The sequence below is a fragment of the Aestuariimicrobium soli genome, from assembly GCF_051192575.1.
Taxonomy (GTDB): Bacteria; Actinomycetota; Actinomycetes; order Propionibacteriales; family Propionibacteriaceae; genus Aestuariimicrobium; species Aestuariimicrobium soli.
This window is the reverse complement of record NZ_JBPJSQ010000003.1, coordinates 97,243-114,611: the sequence shown is the minus strand read 5'-3', so window position 1 is coordinate 114,611 and position 17,369 is coordinate 97,243. Positions and strand designations below refer to the sequence as shown.

The following is a 17,369-nucleotide window of genomic DNA, read 5'->3' as shown; positions in this document are numbered from 1 at the left end:
GCCGACTCCTTCATTGGGCCAACTCCTTCGTCGAGGCCAGCACCGTCGCCAGGTGCACGGGCCTGACGCGGGCCTTCGTCCGCGACATCAACCCACCCAGGTGCATCAGGCAGGAGTTGTCGCCGGCCACGAGGTACTCGGCCCCGGTCGAGGCGGCTTGTCGCACCTTGTCGGAGCCCATGGCGACGGAGACGTCGGGGTTCTTCACCGAGAACGTGCCGCCGAATCCGCAGCACTGGTCGGCCTCGGGCAGGTCGACCAGGTCGATGCCGCCGACGGCGCGCAGCAGCCGCAGGGGGCGGTCGCCGACGCGGGCGACCCGCAGCGAGTGGCAGGTCGGGTGGTAGGTGACCCGGTGCGGGAACCAAGCCCCGACATCGGTGACCCCGAGCACGTCGACCAGGAACTCCGACAGCTCGAACACCCGCTGGTTGAGCTCGGTGGAGGCGCGGCGCAGGCCTTCGTCCCCCACCCGTTCGGCGACCATCGGATGCTGGTGGCGGGCCGAGCCCACGCACGACCCCGACGGCCCGACGACGTAGTCGGCCTCCTCGAACGCGCGGACGAAGGTGCGCACCACCGGCTCGGCCTGGGTGATGTAGCCGGTGTTGGTGAGCATCTGCCCGCAGCAGGTCTGGGCCTCGGGGAAGGTGACCGTGCAGCCCAGCCGCTCGAGCAGGTGCACCGTGTCGACCGCGGTGCCCGGGAACATCGTGTCGTTGATGCACGTCGCGAACAGGGCGACGGTGGGTGCTGCCATGGGTGACCTCCTGTCGGCCAGTCTGGCACGGCCGACTTCCGATGGGTCAGTGCTGCTGCAATCGGGGATCGGATGCGTCCAGGCTCTCGCCGGTCTCGAACCAGCCGGCCGGGCGGCGATTGACGACAGGGGCCACGCGACCGTTCGTGGGCGCGATCCAGGCGACGGCATTGGCGATCACCCGGCGCACGTCGGGGTGGAAGTAGGTGGGGTACTCCTGGTCGCCGGGGCGGAAGTAGAAGACCTTGCCGCGGCCGCGAGTCCAGGTGCCACCGGAGCGAATCACCTCACCGCCCGAGAACGACGAGACGAAGATCAACTCATCGGGGGCCGGCACGTCGAACGGCTCGCCGTACATCTCCTCCGAATCGATGATGATCGGGTGCGGCACCCCCTGGGCGATGGGGTGGCCGGGGTTGACGGTCCAGACCAGCTCGCGGTCGTCGGACCCCCGCCAGTCGAGGTTGCAGGTGGTGCCCATCAGCTGCACGAACGGCTTGGAATGGTGGCCCGAGTGCAACACGATCAGACCCATGCCGGCCTGCACCGCGCGTTGCACGCGGGTGGCGGTCTCGTCGGTGACCTCGTCGTGGCGGGCGTGGCCCCACCACAGCAGCACGTCGGTGCCGGCCAACAGGTCTTCGGTGATGCCCTGGTGCTCGTCGTAGAGGGTGACGGTCGAGACCTCGACGCCCTCGCCCAACAGCTCGCGGATTCCCTCGGCGATGGCGGTGTGCATACCGTCGGGGTAGATCGCCCGCACCGGCTCGTCGTGGTTCTCGTGGAAGTTCTCGCCCCAGACGACGACGCGGATGGGCTGGCTCATGGTGCTCCTTGCAGACGATTGGCGGCCACGAGCCTAGGGCCTGCGCGGAAGCGGTTTCAGCCCGTTTCACCACCCGCCCGCACGAGAGCGAGCACGTCGTCCACGGGCAGGACGAGGGCGCTGGCCAAGAACCGCCGCGGACGACGACCCGGCGCCGACAACGCCAGCAGCCGGTGCCCGCGCACCGACTCGATGCGGGCCGTGACCTCGGCCCTCGGCCACGACTCGCCGGCGCTGCGTCGGAACGGGGGGAACTCCAGGCTGTCGTCGGTGATGACGAAGGCATGGGGCGGCAGCGTGGTCGGGCCGCCGTCGAGGGACAACAAGCCGCCGCGGAGGATCCATCGGCCGGTCAGCAGACCCAGGGCACCGATGACGCCGACCACCACAGCGGCGACGAACAGTTGCCACGGGCCCCGGTCGACCAGGCCGATCACCAGCACCAGCACGGCGAGACCGAGCAGCACCACCCCGGCCACCATGCCGGCCGCGCCGCGCCACCGCAGGGCCTGGCTGGCCAGCACGGCGTGGTGGGGCAGGGGCTCGGCGAGCTCGATGGTGAGCGGGTCTCCATGCCTCGAGGGTAGGCGTGGACGGGTTCGGGGCCGCTCGCCGGGGGCGTGTCCAAAAATGGCCACTCGGCGGAGCTCCGGGGGCCGAAAACTGGTCACGAACGGCCTCCCGCGACCATTTCTGGACATCCGCTGCTTGACTGAGGGCATGCTGATCGCCTTCTCCGTCGCCCCCTCCGGTCGCCCCGCCGAGCCCGTCGCCCGCGACGATCGCCCCGGCACCGACGACGCCTCGGTGCACGACGCCGTCGCCGCCGCCGTGCAGGTGATCCGCGCCTCGGGGCTCCCGCATCGCACCGACGCCATGTTCACCACCATCGAGGGCGAGTGGGATGAGTGCATGGCCGTCGTCAAGGCCTGTGTCGACGCCGTGCAGCCCTACGGGTCACGCGTGTCGCTGGTGCTCAAGGCCGACATCCGCCCCGGCTTCACCGGCGAGCTCGACGGCAAACTGGATCGACTCGAGCAGGCGATCGCCGAGCGCTGAGCGCCCGGCCCCACGACACCACCGCCCAGAGTCCGACTCCAACAACACCGACTCCACCAACACGAACGGGGCGCCCACCACACTGGTGGACGCCCCGTTCGGGTGTCAGCTGTCGGCTTCGCCTCAGCGAATGCCGAGCTTCGAGGTGCACGCGGGCCAGGCACCCCAGCCCTGCGCCGCCTGCACCTTGGTGGCGACGGCGATCTGGGCCTCACGGCTGGCCAGGTCGGCGCGCGAGGCGTAGGCCCCGCCACCGAACGCGAGCCAGGTCTGGCTGGTGAACTGCAGGCCACCGTAGAAACCGTTGCCGGTGTTGATGGCCCAGTTGCCGCCCGACTCACACTGCGCGAGACGGTCCCAGACGCTGCCCGAGGGAACGCTGGAGGCGGTCTTCGAGGTGGTCGTCGAGGTCGAGGTGGTCGTCGAGGTCGAGGTCGACGACGAGGTGCGGGTGGTGACAGCCGGGGCCGCCACCTTGGTGCCGACCTTGATCACCTTGTTGACGGGCTTGACGACCTTCTGGCTCACCAGCTGGTCCGAGAACAGCTTGCCGTCACGGGTCCACTTGGTGCGCACGTTGGTGACCGAGCCGTTCTTGCCCTCCTGGGCGACCTTGGTCGTACCCTTCGCGAGCGAGTCGTCCGACACCTTCACGACCGAGAACGGGATCGCGGCGGTCTTGGTGTAGCGCGTGCCGGCGACGTCGGCGACGGTGATGACCTGGCCGTCGACCAGCTGGCTGGTGGGGGCCACGGAGATCTCGTCGTAGGCGTCGGTGGTGATCTTGGCGGCCTTCAGGGCGTCGCCCACGGTGCCGACCAGTTCGACCTCGACCTCGCCCTTGGCGGTCTTGACGGTCACGGCCTTCGCGGTGTCAACCGACACGGTGAGCCCGTTGCGGCCCAGCGGGGTCGACCGGTTGATCGAGACCTGATCCTTGGGGTTGAGCAGGTTGAACTGGGTCAACGCCTCGTCCAACGACTTCGCGGTGGTCCACTTGGTGGTGGTCTTGCCGTCGACGGTCATGGTGATCGGGCGGCCGTACTTGACCGAGATCTCCAGGCCGTCGGACACCTTGGTGTCGAGCGAGGGCTGGACGACGTCGTGCTCACCGAGGGTGACCCCCTGCGAGGCGAGCGCTTCGCGCACGTCGGACGAACGGACCTGGGCGGTGCTGGTGGCCCCGTCGATGTCGAAGGTGACGGAGTCAGTGGCGAACGCACGGGACACACCGATGCCGCCAACGGCGGTACCGGCGGCGAGCACGGTGGCGAGCGCAACCTTGGCGCCAACAGGGAACTTCACGGGCGAGACCTCTTCTTGCGGATTCGGATTCGGGTGGCCCGGATCCTCCGAGCGAGTCAACTTTAACCGATGTTGAGAGAATCCCAAAAAAACCCTGAGAGTACCTGAGGACGACCCGCCGCGGGTGACCGCGGCGGGCGTGTCGTCAGGCTCGCGGCGTGAACCGCCTCAGCAGCAGCGAGTTGAGCACCACGAACACCGAGCTGAACGCCATCGCGGCGCTCGCGATCATCGGATTGAGCAGGCCCAACGCGGCCACCGGCAGGGCAGCGACGTTGTAGAAGAAGGCCCAGAACAGGTTGATGGTGATGGTGCGCAGCGTGGCCCGGCTGAGCCGCACCGCGTCGGCGGCCAGCAGCATGTCGGGCCGCATCAGCGTGATGTCACTGGCCGCGATGGCCGCATCGGTGCCCGAGCCCATGGCCATGCCCAGGTCGGCCTGGGTGAGGGCGGCGGCGTCGTTCACGCCGTCGCCGACCATGGCGACCCGTCGTCCGGACGCCTGCAGCTCGCGCACGATGTCGACCTTGTGGGCCGGCAGCACCGAGGCCCGCACCTCGGTGATGCCCAGCTCGTCGGCCACGGCCCGCGCAGCCGCCTCGTGGTCGCCGGTCACCATCACCGGGGTCAGCCCCAGCGCCTTCAGCTGGCGGATGCCCTCGGCCGAGGTCGGCTTCACCGTGTCGGCGACACCGATCACGCCCAGGGCCTTCGCGCCGGCGGCCACGAAGACCAGCGTCTCGCCCCGCCCCGAGGCGGCGTTCGCGGCAGCCTCGAGGTCGGCGGGCACCACGATCTGGTGGTCGTCCAGCAGGCGCCGGTTGCCGACGAGGTGGACGACCCCGTCGAGGGTGCCGACCAATCCGCGACCGGGCTGGTTGGCGAAGTCGACGACGGCGGGCAGGTCCCGGCCTTCGGCGGCGGTGACGACGGCGCGACCGATCGGGTGCTCGGAGTGGTCCTCGAGGGCGGCGGCGATCAGGGTCAGCTCGTCCGCGGTGACGCCCTCGACGGCGAACCGCGAGGCCACGGACATCTCGCCCGAGGTCAGCGTGCCGGTCTTGTCGAGCACCACGGTGTCGATGGCGCGGGCCTGCTCGAGCACCTCGGGGCCACGAATGACGATGCCGAGTTCGGAGCCGCGACCGGTGCCGGCCAGCAGCGCCGTGGGGGTGGCGAGCCCGAGCGCACAGGGGCAGGCGATGATCAGCACGGCGACCGCGGCGGTGAAGGCGAAGCCGACCTCGGCCCCGGCGACCAGCCACCCGAGCAGGGTGAGCAGCGAGAGCCCGAGCACGACGGGCACGAAGACGCCCGAGATGCGGTCGGCCAGCCGCTGCACGGCCGCCTTGCCGGTCTGCGCCTGCTCGACCAGCCGCGCGATGTGGCTCAACTGGGTGTCGGAGCCCACGGCAAGAGCGCGCACCAGCAGGCGTCCGGAGGTGTTGATGGTGGCGCCCACCACGGCCGACCCCGGGCCCACCTCGACGGGCACCGACTCGCCGGTGACCAGCGAGGCGTCCACGGCGGAGTGCCCCTCGAGCACCTCACCGTCGGTGGCGATCTTCTCGCCAGGGCGGACGATGAAGGAGTCCCCGACCGCGACCTCGGCGATCGGCACGCGCTGTTCGACGCCGTCACGGACGACGCTGGCCTCCTTGGCGCCCATGGTCAGCAGGGCGCGCAGCGAGGCTCCGGCGTCGCGGCGCGACCTGGCCTCGATGAAGCGGCCGAGCAACAGGAAGGTGATGATGCCGACCGCGGCCTCGAAGTAGATGGCCGTGCCGGCGTGGTGGCGGCTCAGGCTGAGCTCGAAGTGGTGCCGGAAGGCCGGGTGACCACCGGAAGTGAACAGCAGCACGTAGGTGCTCCACAGCGTGGCCGCGATCGTCCCCATGGAGATCAGGGTGTCCATGGTGGTGGCGCCGTGGCGGGCATTCACGAACGCCGACTTGTGGAACGGCCACGCGGCCCAGGTGACGACGGGCAGGGTCAGGGCGAGCGAGACCCACTGCCAGTAGTCGAACTGCAGGGCGGGGATCATGGCCAGCGCGATCACCGGCACGGCGAAGACCGCGGCGACCACGAGGCGGCGCAGGTAGGCCGCCGCGTGGTCGACGGGCACGGCATCCGGCTCGGGCACGTGGGCGCCGTAGCCGGCCTTCTCGACCACGGCGATCAGATCGGCCGCGGTGAGCCCGGTGGGGGCGAGCACCAGTGCGCGTTCGGTGGCGTAGTTCACCGAGGCGTCGACTCCCTCGACCTTGCTCAGCTTCTTCTCGATGCGGGCTGCGCAACTGGCACAGGTCATGCCGTCGATGTCGAGCTCGATCGACTGGCGGGTGTCAGGGGTGGTGGTGCTCATGGTTCCCTCTCCGGGGCGTGGGGTGGTGGGTCAGGCCGGGGCTCAGGCCGTGGATCAGGCTGGGGTGACGGCGTACTTGTCGCCGGCCTCGGCGACGGCGGCCTCGATGACGGAGAAGTCGAGAGCGGTCTCGGACTCGACGGTCATCCGGCCGGACTCCAGGTCGACGTTGACGGCCTGCACGCCGTCGACCTCGCTCACCTCTTCGGTGACGTGGTTGACGCAGTTGCCGCAGGTCATGCCGGTGACGGTGTAGGTGCTGATCATGGGGTGCTCCCTGTGTGTGTTGAGGTGTTGGTTGGTGGTTGGTTGGGGATGGCGGACGAACCGGCGTGACTCAGCTCTTGACGAGTCGGGCGATGGCGCCCATCGCCTCCTTGACCTTGGCGTCGGCCTCGTCGCCACCGTGCTTGACGGCCTCGGCGACGCAGTGGTTGAGGTGCTCGTCCAGCAGGGCGAGGGCCACCGACTCGAGGGCGCTGGTCATGGCCGAGACCTGGGTGAGGATGTCGATGCAGTACTTGTCGTCCTCGATCATCCGTTGCAGGCCGCGGGCCTGACCCTCGATGCGCTTGAGCCGGCGCAGGTGCGCCGCCTTGGTGTCGTGGTATCCGTGCACCTGGGTGTCGGACGAGCTGTCGGTCGATGCGTGGGTCATGGTTCCTCCTGCCGTCGACAGTACCCCATGGGGGTATGGGAGTCAAATAGGGGGCGGGGGTATTGACGGGGGCGCCGACAGGCGATGGTTCCATGATCAACTTCGATGCTGCGAACACTCGAATGCCTGACGAACGCGACACCGACCATGATCAACTGTGAATCTGTCCGGTTGTGGACAACCCCTGTGGACGACGCCACCGCCGCTCCGCGCTCGTTCGCGGCGGCACCCCCGTTTGCTGCTCGTCGGGGTGCTCGCGGGGGTCGTCCGCCCTGGGGGCGCGGCACTGGCGAGTTGGTCACATTCTCGGGGGATTTCTTGTTTCCCCTAGTCAGGGGTCGAATGGCCGCTCAGGTGAACGAGTTGTCAACAGCCGCGACCCCGACACGCCCACAGTTGTGCACAGTTGTCCACAAGCTGCCCACAGCCCCACCGGCCTGTCCACATGCCCCTGTGGAAAACTTTCGGGACCGGGTGTTGCGCCACACCGCGGCGATGCATAGCGTGTGCCGGGATCGCGGTGTGGCCACCGGCCCGCACGCCGGGACCCGCTCGCCGGGAAATGTCGGAGCCACCCGGCAGACTGGGGTCATCCGGAACGATCGCCGGGCCACGGAACGCACCCATGACGACGACGGAAGGGGAGTCGATGAGTCAGGACGACTTCGCCGAGGGCGGCATCGACCGCACCCCTCCCCAGGATCTCGCCGCCGAGCAGAGCGTGCTCGGGGCCATGCTGATGAGCAAGGACGCCATCGCCGAGGTCACTGAGATTCTGCAGCCGCAGGACTTCTACCGGCCCAACCACGAGGCGATCTTCGACGCGATCGTGGAACTGTTCGCGCGAGGCGAGCCGGCCGACCCGATCACCGTGGCCGACCTGATGAACAAGAAGGGCACGTTGGGGCGCGCCGGCGGCCACGTCTACCTGGTCGACCTGCTGCAGAGTGTGTCCGTGGCCGCCAACGCCACGTACTACGCCGAGATCGTGCGCGACAAGGCGACCCTGCGGCGGCTGGTCGAGGCTTCGATCAAGATCGCCCAGATGAGCTACACGGGTCAGGGGGACGTCAACGACATCGTCGACTCGGCGCAGCAGGAGGTCTACAACGTCTCCACCGGCAAGGTGGCCGACGACTTCATGCCGCTGTCGATGCTGATCGAGCCGACCATCGACGAGATGGAGGCGATCGAGTCCCGCGATGGCGTGATGAGTGGGGTGCCCACGGGCTTCCAGGAGATGGACGAGCTCACCAATGGTCTGCACCCCGGGCAGATGATCATCGTGGCGGCCAGGCCGGCCGTCGGTAAGTCGACCTTTGCGCTCGATCTGGCGCGGGCGTGCTCGATCAAGCACCGGCTGACCAGCGTCTTCTTCTCCCTCGAAATGGGCCGCACCGAGATCGTGATGCGCCTGCTGTCGGCCGAGGCGCAGGTGGCGCTGCACGCGATCCGCTCGGGCAAGCTCAGCGACCAGGACTGGGACCGCGTCGTCGCGAAGACCCAGCAGATCAGCGAGGCGCCGCTGTTCATCGACGACTCCCCCAACCTGACGATGATGGAGATTCGCGCCAAGGCCCGCCGCCTCAAGCAGCGTCACGACCTCAAGCTGGTGATCATCGACTACATGCAGCTGATGAGCTCGGGCAAGAAGGTCGAGAGCCGCCAGCTCGAGGTCTCGGAGTTCTCCCGACAGATCAAGCTGCTGGCCAAGGAGCTCGAGATCCCCGTGATCGCGCTCTCGCAGCTCAACCGCGGGCCCGAGCAGCGCACCGACAAGCGACCGATGATGAGCGACCTGCGCGAGTCGGGATCACTGGAGCAGGACGCCGACATGGTGATCCTGCTGCACCGCGAGGATCTCTACGACAAGGAGTCCCGGGTGGGCGAGGCCGACCTGATCGTGGCCAAGCACCGCAACGGCCCCACGGCGACGGTGCCGGTGGCCTTCCAGGGGCATTACTCACGGTTCGTCGACATGCAGGGCTGAGCGGCCCCTGTACTGACGACCTCGTCACGAGTCCTGCCACTCCCACCAGGTGGGCAGCACCGCCATGGCGATGACGAGCACGATTCCGACGACGACCAAGGCGGTGGTGATGGATGAAGTGAGCATGCATCCAGTATTGTCAGCGCCGCTTTGACGCACATCGCCCGGGGGTCTGCGCGCCAGCACCACTCGGGTCGGAGCCAGGTCGCGCCAACCCTGAGCCGACCCCGGACGAGCGTCCCCCACCCCACTCGGTTTCCGTCAGCCCAGCAGCATCCAGCGATGCCCGAACGGGTCGCGGAACACCAGGATCCTGCCCGTGGGGCCGCCCTCCTCGGGGCCGCGCGTGATTCGTCCGCCACCCTCGGTCACAGCCCGGGCGATCGCTTCCAGATCGTCCGCCTCACCCACCAGCGTCACGGCGGCACCCCGCTGGGGCTCCGGGGGTGCGACATCGGCCAGGGCGTACTCGTCCGACATCATCACCCGCCCGCCGAAGACCTCGAACTCGCAGTGCCCGACGCGCCCGTCGTCGAGCATGGGCTCGACCGTGACCCGCGCGCCGAGGCGCTCCCGGTACCAGTCGAGCGCGGCGCGGGCGTCGGGGGAACAGATGTAGGGGGTGATCATGGCGCCAGTCTGCGCCCTCGACGCCACCGCTGTCCGGCGAACGGTCAGCCGCCGCTGCCCGCCGAGACCACCAGGTTGATCGTGGTGCCGATGATGACCACCCCATAGAGCCACGAGAGAACGCAGTGGCCGAGCACGATCCGCCGTAGGGCCGAGGTGCGGGTGGCGGTGTCGGACACCTGGTAGGTCATGCCCAGGTTGAACGAGAAGTAGGCGAAGTCCGAGAACCGCGGCGGCTCGTCGGTGTTGAAGTCGATGTCGGCGATGTCGCCGTAGTAGTGCAGGCGCGCGTAGCGCAGGGCGTAGACGGTGTGGATGCAGACCCAGCCCACGCCCACCGCCACGAGTCCGATCACCGCCTCGACCACCGCCTGCTTGCCGCCCGCCGAGGTGCCCAGCACGAGATCGCCCACGGCCAGCAGGCTGGCCAGGGCCGAGAGGATCACCACCAGATCGGCGACCCCGGCATCGGCACTGTCGGACCCCATCCGGGCCTCGGTCTGCGCGGCATCCAGGCGCAGGTCGACCACCAGCATCGGCAGGGCGAAGACCAACCCGAAGGCGACATAGCCCACCAGCAGATCGGCGACCCATGGTAGGTCAGCGACCAGGGTCGAAACCAGCCAGGCCAGCACCCCACCGGCCGCCCCGATCGCGAGCCTGATCAGTACCCGGCGCAGCATCGTCCGCCGCACCGGGGCTTCCTGCGTCACCATCACGCCTCCTGGGCCGAATCCTCGTGGGCCGAATCCTCGTGGGCCGAATCCTCGTGGGCCGAACCTTCGTCCGCCGCCCGTCCAGAAATGGACGCTCAACGGCGATTCGGCACCCATCCTGCTCCGATCCGTCCGCCAGTGGTCCCTTTTGGACGAACACAGTTGGACGAACACAGCTGGACGAACGCCGCCCCCTCAGCCGAAGGCCGCCACCAGCGCCGCCACCGCCGGCACCCGCTCGGCCCCCAACCTGTGCACCAGCGACAGTGCGCGCCGACCCGCGCCGACCACCTCGACCACCTGTACACCCGGGTGATGGAAGGCCTGCAGGGCCGTTCTAGGTAGTAGCGCGACCCCCAGACCGTGGGCCACCATGCCTTGCACCACCACGTAGTCATCGGTCTCGTGGCGAATGTCGGGCGCGAACCCGGCCCGACCCGCGGCCACCAGCAGGTGCTGACGACAGCGCACACAGCCGGCGATCCAGGCCTCATCCGCGAACGCACTGAGATCGACCCCCTCGACGACCCGCCGGTCGCCGGGCACCACCATCACCAGGTCTTCCACCACCACCGGGATGCTGCGCAGGTCGGCCTCGCTCGAGGCGGGGCCGTCGTCCGGGTGGTCGAAGACCAGCGCGAGGTCACACTCGCCGGCGCGGAGCCGCGCCAACGCTTCCGGCGGTTCCTCCACCTGCAGCCGCACGTCGACGCCGGGGGCGCGAGCCGCCAGACGGGCCAACGCCGGCGGCACGTGCACCGCCGCCCCCGACGGGAAGGCGCTCAGCCGCACCAACCCCACCCCCAAGGACTTCAGCTCGGCCACCTCGGCCTCGGCATCACTCAACCGGGCGGCGATCGCATCGGCGTGCCGGGCCAGCGCCAGACCCGCCTGCGTCGGCTCGACGCCACGCGGACCGCGCAGCAGCAGGGGCGTGCGCAACTCACGCTCCAACGCCTGCAGGTGCTGACTCACGGCCGGCTGGGTCCACCCGAGATCGCGGGCACCGGCCGAGATCGACCCCGCCCGCAGCACGGACCGAAAGATGAGTAGTCGGCGAACATCCACAAGCTGAGCTTATGGCTGCGCCAACCATCACCCGGCTACCGCGGCCGCACCCGAGCGGCCACAGTGGTGGTCATGACAACCCTGGGCCTGATCGGCGGCATGAGCTGGCATTCCACCATCGAGTACTACCGCGTCATCAACGAGACCGTGGCAAGGCGCCTGGGCGGCCACCACAGCGCTCCGGTGCTGATCGACTCGCTCGACTTCCAGACCGTCCGTGACCTGCAGCTGGCCGAGGACTGGGAGGGCGCCGGCCGCCACCTCGCCGACTCGGCCCGGCGCCTCGAGCGGGCCGGTGCCGACGTGGTGATGATCGCCACCAACCTGATGCACAAGGTGGCGCCCGCCGTCGAGGCCGCCACCGACGCGAGCCTGCTGCACATCGGCGACGCCGTCGGCGCTCGCGCCGCCCGCGAGGGACTCCAGACCGTCGGCCTGCTCGGCACCCGCTGGGTGATGGCCGAGACCTTCTACCCCGAACGCCTGGCCCGCCACGGCGTCGCCACCGTCAGCCCCGACCCGAGCCGCCACGCCGAGATCGATCGGATCATCTTCGACGAACTCACCCGGGGCATCGTCCGGGAGGAATCGCGGGCGTACTACCGCAGCGCGGTCGACGAGCTGGTCGCCCGAGGCGCGCAGGCGATCGTGCTCGCCTGCACCGAGATCATGTTGCTGCTGGGGGACGACGACGCCTCCGTGCCGCTGGTCGACTCCATGACCACGCACGCCCTGGCCGCGGCCGAGGTGCTGCTGGCCGACGGCCCGGGACCTGCTCCGTCCCTGTGACCGATCAGTCCTCGTAACCGATCAGCCAGCGCAGCCCGTAGCGGTCGACCACCTGCCCGTCACTGGCACCCCAGGGCTTCTTCGCCAGCGGGTCGAGCACCCGACCCCCGTCCGCCAACGCGTCGAACCAGCGGTGCAGCGTCGCGGGATCGGACGACCCCAGCAGGGCCAGCATGCCGCCGGTCATGGCGAACGCGTCCTCGTCGGCGCCGGCGTCCGACCCGAACAGGGTGACCGGACCCGACAGCAGCCCGTGGGCGATGGCATCGCCGGGGCCGTCGGTGCGGGAGAACTCCGCGTAGGTGTAGAGCACGAGGTCACCGCCGAACAGCCCGTGGTAGAACTCCATGGCCTCGCGGGCGATGCCCGGGAAGAGCACGTAGAGGGTCGGGTCGGGCTGCTTGGTCTCACTCATACCCCGACCCTACGACCACCTCACCCCGATGGCGTGTCCAAAAATGGACGCGGAAGTGGCTCCGGACACGAAAACCGGGCAGCGGAGTCATCCGGCGACCATTTTTGGACCGTGGCTGCCGACAGTGGTTGGGAATGAACCACCCGCTCGCGGGGTTGCCCCGGTGTGAAGGTTGACATCTGGTCTGACATTGCCTGCCCCTGGTGCTACATCGGGCTCACCCGCTTCGAGCGCGTGCTGGCCAACTTCGAGCACGCCGACGGGGTCGAGGTGACGGTGCATTCGTTCCAGCTCGATCCCACGCTGCCCGAGTCGTTCGACGGCACCGAGATCGAGTACCTGGCCCAGCGCAAGGGCTTGCCCGCCGCTCAGGTCGAGCAGATGTTCGGCCACGTCAACCAGGCCGCCGCGACCGAGGGCCTGCACCTGAACTTCGACACCGTGAAGGTGGCCAACTCCCGCCGGGCGCACCGCGTGCTGCACGCCGCCCGCGACACCGCCGGCGTCGACGACCACGCGCTCGAGCGCGCCCTGTTGCAGGCCCACTTCGTCGACGGCGAGTCGATCAGCGAGGCCGAGGTGCTCGTCCGCCTGGCCCGTGAGGCAGGGCTCGATGAGCACTCCACCCGCACCGCCATCGAGTCGGACGAACGCGACGCCCAGGTGCAGGCCGACATCGACACGGCCGCCCAGCTCGGTGTCAACGGGGTGCCGTTCTTCGTGCTGCACGACAGGTACGGCGTCTCGGGAGCTCAGCCCGCCGAGGTGTTCGAGCAGGCCCTGCGGCAGGTGTGGGACGAGGCGCATCCGGCCTCGGGACTGCGCCCGATCACCCTGGCAGGCTCGGAGAATGCCGAGGCCTGCGGCCCCGACGGCTGCTGATCGTCCAGCCATTCCCGACCATGGCCCGGAGCTGAGCCGTCAGCACCTAGAGTGAGCGCATCATGGACGCGGACGAACCCACTCCCGAGCCCCGATGGCTCGACGAGAACGAGCAACACGCCTGGCTGCCGCTGGCGCGGATGCTGGTGCGCCTGCCTGCCCTGTTGAGTGCCCAACTGCAGCGCGACTCGGGCATGACCCACTTCGAGTACACGGTGCTCTCGTGCCTGAGCGAGGCCGACGAGCAGACGCTGCGCATGAGCGATCTGGCGCAGCTCTCGGACGGCTCCTTGTCACGCCTGTCGCAGGTCGTCGGCAAGCTCGAGAACCGGGGTTGGGTGTCGCGGCGTCGCAGCCGCGAGGATCGGCGCGCGATCCACGCGACCCTGACCGACGCCGGCATGGCCGCGCTCGTCTCGGCCGCCCCGGGGCATGTGGAGGCGGTGCGCGCGCTCGTGATCGATCCGCTCAACCGCGAGCAACTTGCCCAGCTGCGCGCGATCTGCGAGACGGTGATGGCCACCGCCGAGGGTAACGACGGTTGGTTCCCCGGTCGCGACCACGACCACGAGCACCCCGACGCCTGAACCCACGACGACCCACCAGTGGACCAACGAACGGCGGGCCGCCCCCATCTGGGGCGACCCGCCGTTTCGTTCGTGCTGAGGGTGATCAGCGGTTGAAGGCGTCCTTCACCTTCTCGCCCGCCTGCTTGAGATCGGCCTTGCTCTGGTCGACTTTTCCCTCGGCTTCGAGCGACTCGTCATCGGTGATCTTGCCCATGGCTTCCTTGCCCTGGCCGACCGCCTGGTCCTTCGCGTTCTCCAGCTTGTCTTCGACACCCATCGGCTACCTCCTGGATCGTGCGGTGCCGCCCTCGGTCCGTTGGTCGGGGGACGACGCCGCGACTGCGTTGTGCCTCCACCGTAGCGCGCGCCTCGTCGGTCCGCCCCAGCCTCAGGGGTGAGAACCCCCTCTCCCCCTACTCTCGTCTCCCCCTACTCTCGTTCCATGGAGAACGCCGCCGCCCTGCTCGCCGAACTCGACGCCCTCGCCGACGAGCGCACCGCCGCGGTCAATGCCGCCCACGGCGATGACCACACCGTGAAGCTCGGTGACCTGCGGACGATCGCCAAGCGCGTGAAGGTGCAGCCCGACCTGACCCGCGAGCTGTGGGCGACGGGGTCGAGCAATGCCCGCCTGCTGGCCCTGCTGATCTGTCGTCCGCGGTTGTACACCGCCGACGAACTCGACGGCATGCTCCGCGAGGCGCGCACCCCCAAGGTGCAGGACTGGCTGGTGAACTACGTGGTCAAGAAGGGGCCGCACGCCGAGCAACTGCGTCAGCGGTGGTTCGACGACCCCGACGCGGCGGTCGCCTCGGCCGGCTGGGCTCTGACCAGCGAGCGCATCGTCCGTGGATCTGCCGGTGCCGACGCGTCCCGCGAGGCCCTCGATCTGGTGGGCCTGCTCGACCAGATCGAGGCCGAGATGGTGGCCGCCCCCGAGCGGCTGCAGTGGGCCATGAACCAGACCCTGGCCGAGATCGGCATTCACCACCCCGAGCATCGGGAGCGGGCCCTGGCCATCGGTACCGCGCTCGGGGTGCTGAAGGACTACCCCACGCCGCCGAACTGCACCTCGCCCTACGCGCCGATCTGGATCACCGAGATGGTCCGTCGCCGGGAGGGCTGACCGCCGCCGATCTGCGCCGACCAGCGCCGTCGGCGCCAGATGTTCCACCAGACAGCACTGTTCACGAAATATTCTTAGGCATTGACTCTGGATGGCCGCCAACATTCGTGCCAGACTCGGCCCCATGACGACTTCTGCCGTGGCCTCCTCCGCCACTCGGGCCGTGCCCCCGCGCCCCACCTCCGTGCTGATGTGCGAGCCCCGACACTTCGAGGTGAGCTACGCCATCAACCCGTGGATGGACCCCTCGAAGGGGGCCTCGTCGACCGCGGCCGTGGCCGAGTGGACCCGCCTGGTCGAGGCCTATCGCGGCCTCGGTTTCGAGGTGACGTTCATCGACCCGATCCCCGGGCTGCCCGACATGGTCTACGCGGCCAACGGTGCGTTCACGCTCGACGGCATCGCCTACGGCGCCTCGTTCACCCACCCGCAGCGCCAGCCGGAGGGCCCGGCCTATCTGCGCCGCCTGGCCGACCTCGGGTTCGACTGCCGCACTCCCCGGCGCACCAACGAGGGCGAGGGTGACTTCCTGATCGTCGGCGACGTGATCCTCGCCGGCCACGGATTCCGCACCGACCCCCGCTCGCACGACGAACTGCGCGCCATCTTCGACCGCGAGGTGGTCAGCCTGCGCCTGGTCGACCCCCGCTACTACCACCTCGACACCGCCATGTCGGTGGTGGCGAACTCCGTGGCCTACCTGCCCGAGGCCTTCGACGAGGCCAGCCGCGACGAGATCCGCCGCCGCTACCCCGATGCCCTCGAGGTCGGCGCCGACGAGGCCGGAGTGCTCGGCCTCAACTCGTTCGGCGACGGCAGCCACATCGTCCTCACCGACCGCGCGCCGCAGTTCACGGCCGCGCTCGAGGCCCAGGGTCACACGGTGATCGGCGTCGACCTGCCCGAGCTGCTCAAGGGCGGCGGTTCCGTGAAGTGCTGCACCCTGGAGCTGCGTCGCTGATAGTTGGGCCGCTGAGAGCTGCGCCGTTGCCCCGAGATGCCACCCGCCCCCCGGTGTGAGATCGTGGAGCCTCCGGACGAGGGAGCCGTACCCGGTGACGACAAGACGGCCATCACGACTCAACTTCAAGGAGAGTGCCTGATGGCATGGATCGTTCTCGTCCTGTCCGGACTGCTGGAGGCCGTGTGGGCCACCGCCCTCGGCAAGTCCGAAGGACTGTCAAAACTCACCCCGTCGATCGTCTTCGGCGTCGCCGTGGTCGCGAGCATGCTCGGCCTCGGTTGGGCCATGCGCAGCCTGCCCACCGGCACCGCCTACGCGATCTGGGTCGGCATCGGCGCGGCCACCACCGTCGGATGGGCGATGGCGACCGGCGCCGAACCGGTCAGTGTGGTGCGCCTGCTGCTGCTGATCGGCCTGGTGGGCTGCATCGTGGGCCTCAAGCTCACCCACTGAGCTACTTGACCGACCCCGAGGTCAGCCCCGTCACCAGGAACCGCTGGAAGCCGAGGTGCAGCACGACCACTCACGAAAGCGCTTTCTGACTAGGGGTGATGCCCAACCTGAGCGCACGGCTGCGCCTCAGTCGAGCAGCCCCAGCTTGCGGGCCCGGGCGACGGCGCCGGTGCGCGAGTCGGCCCCGAGCTTGGCGAACGCCCGCACGAGGTGGGTCTTCACGGTGGCCTCGGTGACGAACAGCTGCTTGGCGATCTGACGATTGGACGAGCCTGCGGCCACCAGCCGCAGCACCGCCTGCTCGCGGTCGGACAACTCGGGTCGCGGCACCAACATGCTGGCGGTGACCCGGCGGGTCTGGTCGTCGGAGAACACGTCGGCCCCGGCGGCGGCCGCCCGCACCGCCGCGATGATCTCGTCGGGCAGGGCGTCCTTGAGCAGATAGCCCGCGGCCCCGGCCTCGACGGCGCGCACGATGTCGCGGTCATGGTCATAGGTGGTCAACACGAGCACCGGCACTCGTCCGGCAATTCTGGCGGCCAGATCGACCCCGTCGCCGGAGGACTCACCCAACCGCAGGTCGGTCACCACCACGTCGGGCTCGGTCTGCTCGAGGGCGGCGACGGCCTCGTCGAGCGTGGCCGCCTGGCTGACCACGGTGAGGTCGGGCTCGCCCTCGAGCAGGGCGGTCAGGCCCTGGCGCACCACCGGGTGGTCATCGACAAGCAGCACGCGAACGGGAGCGGTCGGGGTCACGCGCCCACTCTAGGCCGACCCCCGCCCCCGACCCCCGC

Annotated in this window: 21 protein-coding genes and 1 riboswitch; of the genes, 8 read left to right on the top strand and 13 right to left on the bottom strand. The window is 69.4% G+C overall.

Annotated features, from left to right (window positions below):
* Positions 1–10: 10 nt before the first annotated feature.
* Genes ACSDQ9_RS04275 through ACSDQ9_RS04265 form a run of 3 tightly spaced genes read right to left on the bottom strand, consistent with a single transcriptional unit; the run spans position 11 to position 2,110 of the window.
* Complete coding sequence (locus ACSDQ9_RS04275; RefSeq protein WP_435144067.1) at positions 11–760, bottom strand: (Fe-S)-binding protein; 750 nt, start codon at positions 758–760, stop codon at positions 11–13.
* 46 nt (positions 761–806) lie between these two features.
* Positions 807–1,586, bottom strand: coding sequence for a ThuA domain-containing protein (locus ACSDQ9_RS04270; RefSeq protein WP_435144065.1), 780 nt, complete (start codon positions 1,584–1,586; stop codon positions 807–809).
* A 56-nt stretch (positions 1,587–1,642) separates the two neighbouring features.
* The gene (locus tag ACSDQ9_RS04265; RefSeq protein ID WP_435144062.1) at positions 1,643–2,110 is read right to left on the bottom strand and encodes a hypothetical protein; all 468 of its coding nucleotides are present in this window, start codon (positions 2,108–2,110) and stop codon (positions 1,643–1,645) included.
* Between the two features lie 196 nt (positions 2,111–2,306).
* On the opposite strand from ACSDQ9_RS04265, the gene ACSDQ9_RS04260 reads away from it, so the two are divergent.
* Complete coding sequence (locus ACSDQ9_RS04260; protein ID WP_435144059.1) at positions 2,307–2,645, top strand: thiamine-binding protein; 339 nt, start codon at positions 2,307–2,309, stop codon at positions 2,643–2,645.
* Between the two features lie 123 nt (positions 2,646–2,768).
* Here ACSDQ9_RS04260 and ACSDQ9_RS04255 read toward each other — a convergent pair whose 3' ends face one another.
* From ACSDQ9_RS04255 to ACSDQ9_RS04240, 4 genes are all read right to left on the bottom strand, one after another.
* Positions 2,769–3,950: a transglycosylase family protein gene (locus ACSDQ9_RS04255; protein ID WP_435144057.1), complete on the bottom strand. Its 1,182-nt coding sequence runs from the start codon at positions 3,948–3,950 to the stop codon at positions 2,769–2,771.
* Positions 3,951–4,095: 145 nt separating this feature from the next.
* Complete coding sequence (locus ACSDQ9_RS04250) at positions 4,096–6,315, bottom strand: heavy metal translocating P-type ATPase (RefSeq protein ID WP_435144054.1); 2,220 nt, start codon at positions 6,313–6,315, stop codon at positions 4,096–4,098.
* Between the two features lie 54 nt (positions 6,316–6,369).
* Positions 6,370–6,582 carry a heavy-metal-associated domain-containing protein gene (locus ACSDQ9_RS04245; RefSeq protein WP_435144052.1) on the bottom strand — a complete coding sequence of 71 codons (213 nt, stop codon included), beginning with the start codon at positions 6,580–6,582 and terminating at the stop codon, positions 6,370–6,372.
* Between the two features lie 70 nt (positions 6,583–6,652).
* Positions 6,653–6,973 (bottom strand): metal-sensitive transcriptional regulator, encoded by a 321-nt coding sequence (locus ACSDQ9_RS04240; protein WP_435144049.1) that lies wholly within the window; start codon positions 6,971–6,973, stop codon positions 6,653–6,655.
* A 649-nt stretch (positions 6,974–7,622) separates the two neighbouring features.
* Between ACSDQ9_RS04240 and dnaB the strand changes: the two genes are divergently transcribed.
* Positions 7,623–8,963: a replicative DNA helicase gene (gene dnaB / locus ACSDQ9_RS04235; protein ID WP_435144912.1), complete on the top strand. Its 1,341-nt coding sequence runs from the start codon at positions 7,623–7,625 to the stop codon at positions 8,961–8,963.
* Positions 8,964–9,224: 261 nt separating this feature from the next.
* On the opposite strand, the gene ACSDQ9_RS04230 is transcribed toward dnaB, so the two are convergent.
* The 3 genes from ACSDQ9_RS04230 to ACSDQ9_RS04220 form a co-directional block, all read right to left on the bottom strand.
* Positions 9,225–9,593: a VOC family protein gene (locus tag ACSDQ9_RS04230; protein ID WP_435144048.1), complete on the bottom strand. Its 369-nt coding sequence runs from the start codon at positions 9,591–9,593 to the stop codon at positions 9,225–9,227.
* Between the two features lie 44 nt (positions 9,594–9,637).
* Entirely contained in the window at positions 9,638–10,309 is a 672-nt protein-coding gene (locus ACSDQ9_RS04225) for a DUF1345 domain-containing protein (RefSeq protein ID WP_435144045.1), read from the bottom strand.
* A gap of 195 nt (positions 10,310–10,504) precedes the next feature.
* Positions 10,505–11,377 carry a LysR family transcriptional regulator gene (locus tag ACSDQ9_RS04220; protein WP_435144042.1) on the bottom strand — a complete coding sequence of 291 codons (873 nt, stop codon included), beginning with the start codon at positions 11,375–11,377 and terminating at the stop codon, positions 10,505–10,507.
* Between the two features lie 72 nt (positions 11,378–11,449).
* On the opposite strand from ACSDQ9_RS04220, the gene ACSDQ9_RS04215 reads away from it, so the two are divergent.
* A complete protein-coding gene (locus ACSDQ9_RS04215) occupies positions 11,450–12,166 on the top strand; it encodes an aspartate/glutamate racemase family protein (RefSeq protein WP_435144039.1) in 717 nt (238 codons plus the stop codon).
* Positions 12,167–12,170: 4 nt separating this feature from the next.
* Here the strand turns inward: ACSDQ9_RS04215 and ACSDQ9_RS04210 are convergent, their stop codons facing one another.
* On the bottom strand, positions 12,171–12,581 hold the full coding sequence (locus tag ACSDQ9_RS04210; protein ID WP_435144036.1) for a VOC family protein: 411 nt from the start codon (positions 12,579–12,581) through the stop codon (positions 12,171–12,173).
* Positions 12,582–12,746: 165 nt separating this feature from the next.
* On the opposite strand from ACSDQ9_RS04210, the gene ACSDQ9_RS04205 reads away from it, so the two are divergent.
* Complete coding sequence (locus tag ACSDQ9_RS04205; RefSeq protein ID WP_435144033.1) at positions 12,747–13,463, top strand: DsbA family oxidoreductase; 717 nt, start codon at positions 12,747–12,749, stop codon at positions 13,461–13,463.
* A gap of 62 nt (positions 13,464–13,525) precedes the next feature.
* Complete coding sequence (locus ACSDQ9_RS04200; protein WP_435144030.1) at positions 13,526–14,050, top strand: MarR family winged helix-turn-helix transcriptional regulator; 525 nt, start codon at positions 13,526–13,528, stop codon at positions 14,048–14,050.
* Positions 14,051–14,135: 85 nt separating this feature from the next.
* Here ACSDQ9_RS04200 and ACSDQ9_RS04195 read toward each other — a convergent pair whose 3' ends face one another.
* Positions 14,136–14,309 (bottom strand): CsbD family protein, encoded by a 174-nt coding sequence (locus ACSDQ9_RS04195; RefSeq protein ID WP_435144027.1) that lies wholly within the window; start codon positions 14,307–14,309, stop codon positions 14,136–14,138.
* A 165-nt stretch (positions 14,310–14,474) separates the two neighbouring features.
* Between ACSDQ9_RS04195 and ACSDQ9_RS04190 the strand changes: the two genes are divergently transcribed.
* The 3 genes from ACSDQ9_RS04190 to ACSDQ9_RS04180 all read left to right on the top strand — a co-directional run bounded on the left by ACSDQ9_RS04190 (position 14,475) and on the right by ACSDQ9_RS04180 (position 16,575).
* Positions 14,475–15,158, top strand: a complete 684-nt coding sequence (locus ACSDQ9_RS04190) for a DNA alkylation repair protein (protein WP_435144024.1) — start codon at positions 14,475–14,477, stop codon at positions 15,156–15,158.
* A gap of 124 nt (positions 15,159–15,282) precedes the next feature.
* A complete protein-coding gene (ddaH, locus tag ACSDQ9_RS04185; protein WP_435144022.1) occupies positions 15,283–16,119 on the top strand; it encodes a dimethylargininase in 837 nt (278 codons plus the stop codon).
* A 54-nt stretch (positions 16,120–16,173) separates the two neighbouring features.
* Positions 16,174–16,233: riboswitch (guanidine-III (ykkC-III) riboswitch) on the top strand.
* Between the two features lie 27 nt (positions 16,234–16,260).
* Positions 16,261–16,575, top strand: coding sequence for a DMT family transporter (locus ACSDQ9_RS04180; protein ID WP_435144019.1), 315 nt, complete (start codon positions 16,261–16,263; stop codon positions 16,573–16,575).
* A gap of 126 nt (positions 16,576–16,701) precedes the next feature.
* Here ACSDQ9_RS04180 and ACSDQ9_RS04175 read toward each other — a convergent pair whose 3' ends face one another.
* Complete coding sequence (locus ACSDQ9_RS04175) at positions 16,702–17,331, bottom strand: response regulator transcription factor (RefSeq protein WP_435144017.1); 630 nt, start codon at positions 17,329–17,331, stop codon at positions 16,702–16,704.
* Positions 17,332–17,369: the final 38 nt, after the last annotated feature.